The sequence below is a fragment of the Slackia exigua ATCC 700122 genome, from assembly GCF_000162875.1.
GTDB classification, from domain to species: Bacteria; Actinomycetota; Coriobacteriia; order Coriobacteriales; family Eggerthellaceae; genus Slackia; species Slackia exigua.
The window spans coordinates 869783-883022 of record NZ_GG700630.1; the positions used below are offsets into that span (position 1 = coordinate 869783).

General features: G+C 63.5%; 7 protein-coding genes. 3 read left to right on the plus strand and 4 right to left on the minus strand.

What is annotated here, in order from left to right:
- Positions 1-232: 232 nt before the first annotated feature.
- Together HMPREF0762_RS03810 and HMPREF0762_RS03815 are read right to left on the minus strand one after the other, a co-directional pair.
- On the minus strand, positions 233-859 hold the full coding sequence (locus HMPREF0762_RS03810) for a manganese efflux pump MntP (protein WP_006362127.1): 627 nt from the start codon (positions 857-859) through the stop codon (positions 233-235).
- 3 nt (positions 860-862) lie between these two features.
- Positions 863-1585 carry a DUF554 domain-containing protein gene (locus HMPREF0762_RS03815; RefSeq protein ID WP_006362128.1) on the minus strand — a complete coding sequence of 241 codons (723 nt, stop codon included), beginning with the start codon at positions 1583-1585 and terminating at the stop codon, positions 863-865.
- Between the two features lie 142 nt (positions 1586-1727).
- Between HMPREF0762_RS03815 and HMPREF0762_RS03820 the strand changes: the two genes are divergently transcribed.
- A complete protein-coding gene (locus HMPREF0762_RS03820) occupies positions 1728-2081 on the plus strand; it encodes a hypothetical protein (protein WP_006362129.1) in 354 nt (117 codons plus the stop codon).
- Positions 2082-2474: 393 nt separating this feature from the next.
- Here the strand turns inward: HMPREF0762_RS03820 and HMPREF0762_RS03825 are convergent, their stop codons facing one another.
- Together HMPREF0762_RS03825 and rpoB are read right to left on the minus strand one after the other, a co-directional pair.
- Positions 2475-6851 carry a DNA-directed RNA polymerase subunit beta' gene (locus HMPREF0762_RS03825; RefSeq protein WP_006362130.1) on the minus strand — a complete coding sequence of 1459 codons (4377 nt, stop codon included), beginning with the start codon at positions 6849-6851 and terminating at the stop codon, positions 2475-2477.
- Positions 6852-10421, minus strand: coding sequence for a DNA-directed RNA polymerase subunit beta (gene rpoB, locus HMPREF0762_RS03830; RefSeq protein ID WP_040618994.1), 3570 nt, complete (start codon positions 10419-10421; stop codon positions 6852-6854).
- 458 nt (positions 10422-10879) lie between these two features.
- On the opposite strand from rpoB, the gene HMPREF0762_RS03840 reads away from it, so the two are divergent.
- Positions 10880-12409 (plus strand): alanine/glycine:cation symporter family protein, encoded by a 1530-nt coding sequence (locus HMPREF0762_RS03840; protein WP_006362133.1) that lies wholly within the window; start codon positions 10880-10882, stop codon positions 12407-12409.
- A 321-nt stretch (positions 12410-12730) separates the two neighbouring features.
- Positions 12731-13186 carry an Hsp20/alpha crystallin family protein gene (locus HMPREF0762_RS03845; RefSeq protein WP_006362135.1) on the plus strand — a complete coding sequence of 152 codons (456 nt, stop codon included), beginning with the start codon at positions 12731-12733 and terminating at the stop codon, positions 13184-13186.
- Positions 13187-13240: the final 54 nt, after the last annotated feature.

The window sequence follows — 13240 nt, forward strand, 5'->3', positions numbered from 1 at the left end:
GGCACCTTTCTTCCAGGGCTCTGAATATCGATGGACAGGCATTCCGACTTGTCGTCATTCGGAAACGGCGCGCGCCCGATCAGCGCACGCATCGACTCATTCCCGTCGGATTCACGGTTACTGGCATAGCCGGGGAATCCCACCCCGATTTCCCCAAGCGCGCCTGCGCGCGCCCGCGTGTCGCCACGCATCCATCATGGCCATACATATGTATGCGGATTGTACCATGCAGCTAGGACAGCAGCGCCTTCACGCCGATGGCTACGAGAACGAGACCGCCCGCCATCTGGGCACGGTCGCCGAGCACGATGCCGAAGCGCCGCCCGATGCGCAATGCCGCGAGGCAGACGAGAAACGTGGCGGCGGCGATGATGAGAGACGACGACAGGATGTCGGCGCCGACGGCGCGCAGGCTCACGCCCACGGCGAAGGCATCGATGCTCGTGGCAACGGCCTGCGTGAAGATCGATGCCGCCGAGAGCTGAGAACCCGTCTTGGCGCAGGAATCATCCGAACCCGACTCCCATGCATTCGAGCCGGCTTCCGAGGCGCCGCCCGAGACGGACCTTCCTTCCGCACGCGCATCGCGCAGGGCCGCTGCGCCGTCTTTGACCATGCCGCCGCCGATGACGGCGAGAATCAGGAACGACACAAGTCCGGCGTACGATTCGATCACGGAGCCGAACAGGTCGCCCAATACGAAACCGAGCGCAGGCATGATGCCTTGGAACAGGCCGAACGCCGGAGGAAGCGCCCGCAGACGACGTCGATCCTTGCAGGCCGCTGCGTCTGACACGGTGACGGCGAAGGCGTCCATCGAAAGGGCGATGCCGAGAAGGATGATGTCGAACAGACCCATGGGCTACCCGAGCAATGCAGCCGCGAAAGAGACGGCCGGGACGAGAGCGATGGGCACGAAGGCGGCAGGAAGGAAGTTCGCGGCATTGATCTCGGTGATCTTGAGCATGTTGAGCCCGACGGCGAGCAGAAGCAACGACCCGACGCACACCATCTGCGCGATGACGGCGTCGGACAGCAAAGGAGCGATGAAGCTGGCGCCGAGGCTCAGCAGCGCCTCATAGACGAAGACCGATAGTCCCGAAAACGGCACGCCGATACCGAGCGTGGTGGCCATGACCATCACGACTACGGCATCGATCAGAGCCTTCGCGAACAGCGTCGTGTGATCGAGCTGCAGGCCGCTTTGCAGGGATCCGACGATCGCCATCGCGCCCACGCAGATGAACAGCGAGGACGTGACGAAGCCCTCGGAAAAGCTCCCGAGCGACGAGGTTCCGGATGCGGCGCGCGTCAGCCGATCCTGAGCCCAATCGCCCAAGCGGCGAATCCAGCCGTCGATTCCGACGAGATAGCCGAGAATGCCTCCTGCGATCATCGAGAGCACGACGACGATGATATCGCCGCCCTTCGCCATCCCCGAGATGGCGACCAAGAGCACGACGAGCCCCATGCCCTGCATGAGGAAATCGCCGAGCCGTGTCGACACGCGGCTCTTGAACGCAAGCCCTATCGTTCCTCCGGCGACGGTCGCAATACCGTTGACCAGCGCTCCCAGAATGACCATGCGCGTCCCGAGCCCCCCCTTCGCATGAAGATTCTGACATCCCGTTTACATCGCGCAAACGCGAGGCTTTCGCATTGCGCGCCAGAAAATAATAACGGTTGAGACGTGCGATAGTGTATCTCGCACAAGAAAGGCGGACGACATGGCTCAGACATCGCAGAGCACAGGCTATGAGGCCTACGTCATAAATCCTGACGGCACCACGACGGAGACCACGGTCTCCTATGCCGACGCGCCGTCGTCATCCGCTTCCGCGCCGCGCGGCTTCGCGGTGGGCACGCCCTTCCCGGGATTCGCATACGTGCGGACCGAAGGCGCGCAGGGCACGCGTCAATATGCGGGCCCTGCGGTGAACACGGCACCTGCGCCGAAACTTCATATCGGCCGCAGGCTGGCCGGGCTCGTCGTCGCCGCCGTCGGCGTGCCGCTGCTCATCCTTCCCGGACCGGGCCTCCTCCTCATCGGCATCGGCCTGGCCATGGCCATCGCGCCGTAGAATCTCGCTACCCCTTCTGCACGGGACCGCCTCAATCCCGTTACGCAGCATATCCTCCTTGCAAGAGCCCCGACGCCCGCCCTGGCGCCGGGGCTCGCCCCTTTTCCGGCCGCCGTGCGCGAGACTCGCGAGCTGGACGACGCGGCTCCTCCCTCGTGGAGCCGATGCCGCGCGCAGGGGGCTCGCTCTTCTTCGGCCGTCGTGCGCGGCGCGCCGTTTCGCCTCTTCGCACCGCGCCATCACGCCGGCGCGTCTCGGCCGCGCGGGCGATTCGCGCACGCCGCCTCTTCGCAACGCTGCGACATGCTGCGCTCGAACGGAAACGGCCCGGCGCTCCTTGTCGGATACGCCGGGCCGCATGCGATTCGTTTCAGGCCTTACGGCCGCACGCCGTTACTCCTCGTCGGAGTCTTCGGCGTTGGAAGCCTCTTCGTCCTGCTTCGACGTCTCGCCGAACCCGAAATCGCCCAGGCCGCCGAGCAGCGCGTCGAGCTCGGACAGATCGCGATGGTAGCTGTGCGGAGGCAGGGCCTCGCCGAGCATCTCCTCGCCTTCGGTGTTGAACGTCGCCGGCTGATCGCCGCCGATGAGCACCGTGTCATCCGGGCTGAACACCATGTCGAGCAGCTGGCTCATCTCATCATTCGTGGCCGCGAGCTCGTCATCGAGCAGGTGCGAGAGCTCGTGTTCCTCGAGACCGGCCTTGAGCTCCTCGAGGGCCTTCGCGCCGATGCCTTCGATGCGCAGGAGCTCGTCTTCGGTGTAGCCGACGAGATCGCCCACCGTATCGATGCCCGCTTCGCTGAACTTATTGGCCCAGCGCTGGGAGACTCCTAGGTCATCGTACAGGTACAGACGCGCATCCTCGTCGGAGAGCTTCTTGCCGTGACCGCGATAGCCGTTGGCGCCGAAATAGTTCGCATAGGCGCCGTAGCCTTCGTCAAGAGCCCAGTCCTGCGGCTGAGGCAGCAGGTCCTCGATCTCGCGCAGCTCGGCAGGCGCGCTCTCGGGAAGATCCTCGCCTTCGACCGGCGCCGTCGGCGTGCCGTGGTAGGTCAGGCCGACCTTATGGTAGCGGGACAGGCCCGTGCCGGCAGGGATCGGCTTGCCGATGATGACGTTCTCCTTGAGGCCCTGAAGGCCATCGACCTTGCCTTCGATGGCGGCATCGGTCAGGACCTTGGTGGTTTCCTGGAACGATGCGGCCGACAGGAAGGAATCGGTGGCCAAGGACGCCTTGGTGATGCCGAGCAGCAGCGGCTGGCAGACCGGCGGCTCCTTGCCCTCCGCGATGAGCTCGTTGGCGATGCGCTCGAATTCATAGCGGTTGACCTGACGGCCCGGCAGGAGCATCGAATCGCCGGCGGACACGACGAGGACCTTGCGCAGCATCTGACGCGCGATGACCTCGATGTGCTTGTCGTTGATGTCGACGCCCTGGGAGACGTAGACGTCCTGGACCTGGGACACGATATAGCGAAGCGTGGTGTTCGCATCGGTCAGGCGGAGCAGGTCGTGCGGGTTGACCGAGCCCTTGGTCAGCTGCTGGCCGACGCGGACCTTGTCGCCGTCATGCACGCCCGGGAGCAGCTGCGCGCGGGCGGACACGACGTATTCGCGGTAGTTGCCGTTCTCGTCGTGGATCGTGAGCGACTTGGTGCTCTTGTCGCCCGAGACCTGCAGCGTGCCGGCGATTTCGGCGAGCACCGCGAGACCCTTGGGCTTGCGGGCCTCGAACAGCTCGGTGACGCGGGGCAGGCCGTGCGTGATGTCGTCGCCCGCAACGCCGCCGGCATGGAACGTGCGCATCGTCAGCTGCGTGCCCGGCTCGCCGATCGACTGGGCGGCGATGATGCCGACCGCGGTGCCGATGTTGACCGGACGGCCCGTGGCCAGATCCCAGCCGTAGCACTTCTGGCAGACGCCGTGCTCGGCATGGCAGGTCATGATCGTACGGATGCTCAGCGTCTCGACGCCGTCCTCGGACATCTTCTTAAGCTGATCCATCGAGGTGATGTATTCCCCGGCCTTGAGGGCGCCCGCGTCTTCGAGCAGGCAGCGGCCGACGAGGTTCTCGTCGATCTCGCCCTTGTCGTCGTGCAGCGGGTACACGACGCCCTCGGTGGAGCCGCAGTCGATCTCGCGCACGATGACGTCCTGCGCGACGTCGACCAGACGACGGGTCAGATACCCCGAGTCGGCGGTACGCAGCGCGGTGTCGGTCAGGCCCTTGCGGGCGCCGTGCGTCGAGATGAAGTACTCGAGCACCGACAGGCCTTCGCGGAAGTTCGCCTTGATCGGACGGTCGATGATGTCGCCGTTCGGGTCGGACATCAGGCCGCGCATGCCGGCGAGCTGGCGGATCTGCTTGACGTTGCCTCGAGCGCCCGAGGTGGCCATCATGTAGATGGGATTCAGGCGGTCGAAGTTGGCGTCCATCGCGTTGCCGACCTCTTCGTTGGCGTCCGTCCAGACGTCGATGGTCTGACGATGGCGCTCTTCGTCGCTCATCAGGCCCATCTCGTAATCTTCGTTGATGGCCGCGACCTTGGCTTCGGCGCTCGCCAGGATCTCTTCCTTGTTCGGAGGGATCGTGGCATCGTAGACGGACACGGTGATGCCCGCCTGCGTGGCGTAGTGGTAGCCGAGGTTCTTGATGCCGTCGAGGATCGGAGGCATCTCGGACAGATCATACTTGTTGCAGCAGTCCTCGATCAGATCGCCGACGCGGGACTTGTCGACGACGAAGTTGACGAACGGATAGTCGTCAGGCAGGACGTCGTTGAACAGCACGCGGCCGATCGTGGTCTCGAGGCGCTGGCCGGCCTTGTATTCCTCGGATTCGCCGAACGCATGGGAGACCAGCATGTCGCGATCCAGGCGCACGTAGACCTTCGCCTGGATGTCGACGCCGGCATGGGCCTCGTAGGCGTGCAGAGCGTCTTCGAAGTCGGTGAAGACATGGCCCTCGCCCGGGAAGCCCTCGCGCGGGGTGGTGAGGAAGTACATGCCGATGACCATGTCCTGCGTCGGGATGGTCAGCGGACGGCCGTGGGCCGGCGACTTGATGTTGTTGGCGGAAAGCATCAGGATGCGCGCCTCGGCCTGGGCCTCGTTGCCCAAAGGCACGTGCACGGCCATTTGGTCGCCGTCGAAGTCGGCGTTGAACGCGGTGCAGACCAGCGGATGGAGCCTGATGGCCTTGCCCTCGACGAGCACCGGCTCGAAGGCCTGGATGCCCAGGCGGTGCAGGGTGGGTGCGCGGTTGAGCAGCACGGGATGGTCGACGATGACCTCTTCGAGGACGTCCCACACGTAGCTCGCGCCGCGATCGACCGCGCGCTTGGCGGCCTTGATGTTTCCGCAATACTCGAGCTCGACCAGTCGCTTCATGACGAAGGGCTTGAACAGCTCGAGCGCCATCTGCTGAGGCAGGCCGCACTGGTGCAGCTTCAGGTTCGGGCCGACGACGATGACCGAACGGCCGGAATAGTCGACGCGCTTGCCGAGCAGGTTCTGGCGGAAGCGGCCCTGCTTGCCCTTGAGCATGTCGGCGAGCGACTTCAGCGGACGGTTGCCGGGTCCCGTGACGGGACGGCCGCGACGGCCGTTGTCGAATAGGGAGTCGACGGCCTCCTGGAGCATGCGCTTCTCGTTGTTGACGATGATCTCGGGGGCGCCCAGGTCGAGCAGGCGCTTGAGGCGGTTGTTGCGGTTGATGACGCGGCGATACAGGTCGTTGAGGTCGGACGTCGCGAAGCGGCCGCCGTCGAGCTGCACCATCGGGCGCAGATCGGGCGGCAGGACCGGAATGACGTCCAGGATCATGTCGGACGGCGCGTTGTCGGACTTCATGAACGCGTCGACGACCTTGAGGCGCTTGACGGCCTTGGCGCGCTTCTGCCCCTTGCCGTTCTCGACGACGTCCTTGAGCTCTTCGGAAACCTTCTCGAGATCGAGTCCGTCGAGCAGGTCGCGCACGGCTTCGGCGCCCATGCCGCCGCGGAAGTAGTCGCCGTAGTTGACGCGCATCTCGCGATACAGGGCGTCGTCGGAGATGAGCTGCTTCGGGACGATCTTCAGGAAGACGTCGAGGGCTTCGCTGCGCAGGGCCTTGCGTTCGTTGAATTCGTCGTAGACATCGGCGATTTCGGCTTCGACCTCTTCAGGGGACATGCGCTCCTCTTCGGCGATGTCGTCCTCGAAGTCGTCGGCCTCGGGCACGTATTCGGTGGACAGACGGCGCGTGGCTTCGACCAGACGGTCGCGCTCGGCGTCGAGTTCCTGCAGGTCGGCTTCGAGCTCGTCGCGCAGCTCGTCGATGTCGGCTTCGCGAGCCTCTTCATCGACCCAGGTGATGATCGAAGAGGCGAAATAGAGCACCTTCTCGAGCTCTTTCGGGGCGATGTCGAGCAGGTAGCCCAGGCGGCTCGGGCTGCCTTTGAAATACCAGATGTGGCTTACCGGCGTGGCGAGCTCGATGTGGCCCATGCGCTCGCGGCGCACCTTGGAGCGCGTGACCTCGACGCCGCAGCGTTCGCAGACGATGCCCTTGAAGCGGATGCGCTTGTACTTGCCGCAGGCGCACTCCCAATCCTTCGTGGGACCGAAGATCTTTTCGCAGAACAGACCGTCCTTCTCGGGCTTGAGGGTGCGGTAGTTGATGGTTTCCGGCTTCTTGACTTCGCCATGGGACCAGCTGCGCACGTCTTCGGCGCTCGCAAGCGAGATCTTGAGCGCGGAGAAGTTGTTAACGTCGAATTCGGTCATTTATCGATCCTCTCCTTCGTCATCGGCAGATTCGTCCGAGCCGATGAGCTCGGATGCATCGGCGGACGACGCAGAATCGTCAGCCATCAGAGTGCGCAGGTCGGCGGCGATATCGCGCAGCGCGTCCCCATGCTCCTCCTCGGTCTTCTCGGCTTCCTTCATCATCGTCTTGAGCGCGGCCTGGTCGGCGGAGCGTTCTTCGGAGTCCATGTCGTCAAGATCAATGGCCTGGTCGTCGGATCCGATCATCTCGACGTTCAGTCCGAGGGACTTCATCTCCTTGAGCAGGACCTTGAAGGACTCGGGGACCTCCGCGGGCGGGATGTTCTCGCCCTTGACGATGGCTTCGTACGCCTTCACGCGGCCCGCGGTGTCGTCGGACTTGATCGTGAGGATCTCCTGCAGCACGTTGGACGCGCCGTACGCGTAGAGGGCCCAGACCTCCATCTCGCCGAAGCGCTGGCCGCCGAACTGGGCCTTGCCGCCCAGAGGCTGCTGGGTGATGAGGCTGTACGGGCCGGTCGAGCGCGCATGGATCTTATCGTCGACCATGTGGCCGAGCTTCAGGATGTACGGATACCCGACGGTGATGGGCTCGCGGAACGGCTCGCCGGTGCGGCCGTCGAAAAGCGTCGTCTTGCCGAAGGAATCGAGCTGGGGGACGAACTCGTCGCGCGCCAGGTCGCCGAACTTCTCGTGGTTCCGGTTGATGAGATTGCGGTTGGCCTTCTGGATGACGTCGGCGATCTCCTGCTCCGTCGCGCCGTCGAAGACCGGCGTGGCGACGTAGATCGGGCCGTCGACGGATTCGGAGGTCTCTTCAGCATCGGACCAGCCCCACTTGGCGGCCCAGCCGAGATGGCACTCGAGCAGCTGGCCGACGTTCATACGGGAAGGAACGCCCAGCGGGTTGAGCATGACGTCGACCGGCGTGCCGTCGGCGAGATACGGCATGTCCTCGACCGGCAGGACGCGGGACACGACGCCCTTGTTGCCATGACGGCCGGAGAGCTTGTCGCCCTGCTGGACCTTGCGCTTCTGGGCGATGAACACGCGCACCAGCTCATTGACGCCGGGAGCGAGCTCGTCGTCGCTTTCGCGGCTGAAGCGGCTGATGCCGACGACGCGGCCGCCGGCGCCGTGAGGCACCTTGAGCGACGTGTCGCGGACTTCGCGGGCCTTCTCGCCGAAGATGGCGCGCAGCAGGCGTTCCTCGGCGGTGAGCTCGGTCTCGCCCTTCGGGGTGACCTTGCCGACCAGGACGTCGCCCGGCTCGACCTCGGCGCCCACGCGGATGATGCCGTCGGCGTCGAGGTCGGCGATCATGTCCTCGGAGATGTTCGGGATCTCGCGGGTGATTTCCTCGGGCCCAAGCTTGGTGTCGCGGGCGTCGACTTCGTATTCCGAGATATGGATGGACGTGAGCAGGTCCTCGGCGACGACGCGCTCGCTGATGACGATGGCGTCCTCGTAGTTGTAGCCTTCCCACGTGGTGTACGCGACCAGCAGGTTCTTGCCCAGCGCGAGCTCGGCCATGTCGCAGGACGGGCCGTCGGTCAGCACGTCACCCGCGAAGACCTCGTCGCCCTTGCGGACGAGCGGCTTGTGGTTCACGCAGCCGGACTGATTGGAACGCTGGAACTTAGGAACCAGGTATTCGTCGAATTCGCCCTCGTCGTTGCGGATGATGACCGTGGAGCCGTCGACATAGTCGACGACGCCGGGGTTCTGGGCGGCGACGACCTCGCCGGAATCGACGGCGATGCGATGCTCGATGCCCGTGCCGACGTACGGGGCGGCGGTCTTGAGCAGAGGCACGGCCTGGCGCTGCATGTTCGATCCCATGAGCGCGCGGTTCGCGTCGTCATGCTCGAGGAACGGGATGAGCGACGTCGCGACCGACGTCATCTGACGCGGGGAGACGTCCATGTAGTCGACCTGGCCGACAGGCACCTCGGAAGGCTCGCCGAAGACGCCCTTGGAGTCGCGGGTGCGGCAGAGCACGCGATCGGACGGGACGAACGCGCCGTCCACGGTGCGGCCGAAGACGCGGGTCTCCTGATCGAAGAAGTCGTTCGCCTGGGCGATCGTGTGCTTCTCCTCCTCGTCCGCGGTCAGGTAGTCGACCTTGTCGGTGACCTTGCCGTCGATGACGCGGCGATACGGCGTCTCGATGAAGCCGTACGGGTTGACGCGCGCATAGGTCGCCAGCGATCCGATCAGGCCGATGTTCGGGCCTTCAGGCGTTTCGATCGGGCACATGCGGCCGTAGTGGGAGTTGTGGACGTCGCGGACTTCGAAGCCTGCGCGCTCGCGGGACAGGCCGCCCGGGCCGAGAGCCGACAGGCGGCGCTTGTGCGTGATGCCGGCGGCGGGATTGGACTGGTCCATGAACTGCGACAGCTGCGAGGAGCCGAAGAATTCCTTGATGGCGGCGACGATCGGACGGATGTTCACCAGGGACTGCGGGGTGATCTCGTCGGATTCCTGCATGCCCATGCGCTCGCGCACGACGCGCTCCATGCGGGACAGGCCGATGCGGAACTGGTTCTGGATCAGCTCGCCGACCGTGCGGATGCGGCGGTTGCCGAAGTGGTCGATGTCGTCGACCTGGAAGCCTTCCTCGCCGCCGTGCAGCGCGACGACGTAGCGCATCGTGGAGATGATGTCGCGCTCGGTAAGCGTGGAGGAAGCGCCCAGCTCGTCGTCGGGATCGAAGCCGAGCTTCTTGTTGGCCTTGTAGCGGCCGACCTTCGCGAGATCGTAGCGCTGAGGATTGAAGAACAGGCCGTCGAGCAGCGTGGAAGCGGAATCCAGCGTGGGCGGCTCGCCCGGGCGGAAGCGCTTGTAGAGCTCGATCAGGGCTTCTTCCTTAGTAGTGGCGGGATCGCGATCGAGGGTGCGCAGCACCATCTCGGAGCCGCCGAGGACTTCGATGATCTCCTCGCGCGTTTCGGCGATGCCCAGCGCGCGGAGGAGCAGCGTGGCCGGCTGCTTGCGCTTGCGATCGATGCGAACGGAGAGGATGTCTCGCTTATCGGTCTCGAATTCGAGCCATGCGCCGCGGGAAGGGATGACCTTCGCGCCGTAGATGGTCTTGTCGGACGTCTTGTCGCGCTCGGCGGAGAAGTAGATGCCGGGCGAACGGACGAGCTGCGAGACGACGACGCGCTCGGTGCCGTTGATGATGAAGGTCCCGCGCGGGGTCATGAGCGGGAAGTCGCCCATGAAGACCTGCTGCTCTTTGATTTCGCCCGTCTCGCGATTGACGAAACGGACCTCGGCGAACAGAGGAGCCTGGTAGGAAACGTCCTTTTCCTTGCATTCGTCGACCGTGTACTTCGGGTCGCCGAACTCATGGGCGCCGAATTCGACGAACATGTCCTTCGAGGAGCTCTCGATCGGGCAGACGGCGTTGAACGCTTCCGTGATGCCTTCGGTCATGAACCACGTGAAGCTGTCCGTCTGGACGGAGATCAGATTGGGCACGTCCATGACGTCGGGGGTCTTCGCGAAACTGCGACGATCCCGGTAAACGCTGGCTGGCGTGCGCTTTTCTGCTTTGGCCACAGGTTTTCCTTCCGCTGGTGAACAGATGAGATGCACTAAAAGATGCAAACTTGATATTTAAGCACGCAGAAAAATCAAGTCAAGACTTTTTTTCACAAACTATGTAGCTTCTGTAGTTTTATATGGGCATGCGCGTCAGGCGACGGGAAGAAGCCGCGTGGCGAGGATCCCGCGGCCGGCCCCGCCCATGCGCACCCATGCGCCTTGGCGCCGGCAACGCCGTGCAGACGGATCCGGTTGCTCCGCGCATGCGCCGTCGAGCACGTGAGGACGCATGCATGAACATCCTGCGCAGCGCGGCCGCACATCCGCGCGAAGGCTCTTTTTTGCGCATCGGCGTCGATTTAATTCCTTTGAAACGGCACAAACGCGTCATCGAACGGTAAAATACCGCGTTATGTAACTGTAGGAGCATGTCGCCGCGATGCGCAGCCGCATGCATACAAGAAAGGCCGTCCATGGACGCACTCGTCGCCGTAACGGATACCATCGATACGTATATGTACACGTACTTCCTGGTATTCCTCCTCATCTTCACCGGGCTGTACTTCTCCATCCGCACGAAGTTCATCCAGTTCCGCGGGTTCAAAGACATGATCAGGCATCTCACGGAGCACAAGCATGTGCCCGGCAAGAAGAGCGTTTCCTCGTTCCAGGCCCTGATGGTCTCCACCGCCTCCCGCGTCGGCACGGGCAACATCGCCGGCGTCGCCACGGCCATCGCCGTCGGCGGGCCGGGCGCGGTCTTCTGGATGTGGGTCATGGCCACCATCTCCTCCGCATCCGCATTCATCGAATCCACCCTCGCGCAGATCTGGAAGGTCCGCGGCGAGAACGGCGAGTTCCGAGGCGGCCCCGCCTACTATATCCAGCAGGCGCTGCACAGCCGCGCGCTCGGCGTCGTCTTCGCCATTTCGCTGCTGCTCTGCTTCGGCCTGGGCTTCAACGGCCTGCAGACCTACAACATGAGCTCCTCGCTCCAGGCGTACATCCCGAACTACACGCAGACCGCGGCCCCCATGGCCCTCGGCATCCTGCTCGCAGTCGTCTTCGCCTTCATCATCTTCGGCGGAACACGGCTCATCAGCTACATGACCTCGGTCATCGTTCCCACCATGGCCGGCGGCTACATCCTTTTGACCATTATTCTCTCGATCATGAACATCGGCGAGCTTCCCGGCATCTTCGCCACCATCGTGACCGAGGCCTTCGATTTCAGCTCCGTCGTCGGCGGCTTCGCCGGCTCGATGGTCGTCCAGGGCATCAAGCGCGGCCTGTTCTCCAACGAGGCCGGCATGGGTTCCGCTCCGAACGCCGCTGCATCCGCATCGGTCTCCCATCCCGTCAAGCAGGGCCTGGTGCAGACATTCTCCGTCTTCATCGACACGATCATCATCTGCTCCTGCTCCGCCGTCATGATCATGTTCTTCGTCAACGACAACGTGGACCTCATCGCATGGGGCGGCGCGACCGGAGAGGCGGCGCTCACCAACATGACGCTTGTCCAGGCCGCCATGCAGAACGGATTCGGCGCAGCGGGCCTGCACTTCATGACGCTCGCGATCTTCTTCTTCGCCTTCTCGAGCCTGATCGGCAACTATTTCTATGCCGAGGGCAATTTCAAATACATCACCGGCAGCAAGCCCGCCCTCTACGTCTTCCGCATCCTGTGCTGCATCGTCATCTTCTTCGGCGCGCAGTCCAACCTCACGCTCGCATGGAACCTCGCGGACATCTTCATGGGCATCCAGGCGACCATCAACATCATCGTCATCCTGATCCTCGGCAAGTGGGCGCTCGCCGCGCTCAAGGACTACGAAGCTCAGAAGGCCCAGGGCATCGACCCGGTCTTCGTCGCGAACGTCATCCCTGGCCTGCCGCAGACCGAGTGCTGGCACGTCGATGCGTCGCACCTCGACGACGCGGTCAAAGACGAGAAGCAGGGCAATCCCATCGCCGAGACGCTGCTCGCCGACGAAGACGCCTAAGGACGCTTCGCGAGAAGGGTTTCCCGCGTCTGAACCGAACCATTCGCTCGTATTCGAAGCCTCGCATTCTGCGGGGCTTCGTTCGTAGAGGGCTCTTTCGCCGAATGCGCCGATGCCCCGGCCTTCCCTGCCGTCTCTTCCTGCCGCTCCATAAGAGAAATATCTCAATACATAGACTTAGATTTCCTGCGTGTATGAAACGAAGATTACAGAACGGTATCGTATTGGCACTCTCGCTTGCAGAGTGCCAATCAAGCTCCTATGCTTCAAGGCGTCAAAAGAAATGCGGCCTGAACGATAGCCGCGACCTCTTGCTAGGAGATGATGATCATGATGCTGGTACCCCGCAATCACGGCTTCTTCGATGACTTCCTGAGCGATCCGTTCGACAGCGTCTTCGGAACCCCTGCCCGCAGCACTGCTCGCAAGCCCCTGCCCACCACGATGAGGACCGATATCAAAGAAACCGACACGACGTTCGAGATCGATATCGACCTGCCCGGCTTCAAGAAGGAAAACGTCCACGCGGAAATCGAGGACGGATACCTGACCATCGAGGCGTCCACCGAATCCGAGAACGAAGAGAAGGACGAAGCCGGAACCTATCTGCGCAAGGAGCGCTTCACCGGCAAATGCCGCCGCAGCTTCTATGTCGGAGAGGATATCTCCGAGGAAGACATCCACGCGAAGTTCGAGAACGGCATCCTTTCCGTCACCGTCCCGAAGAAGCAGGCGCTTCCCGAGGTCGAGACCAAGAAGCTCATCTCGATCGACTAGAGCCGCACCTCCATACGCCCAACCCGCTTCTCCTTCCCCTTTGACGGCCCCGCG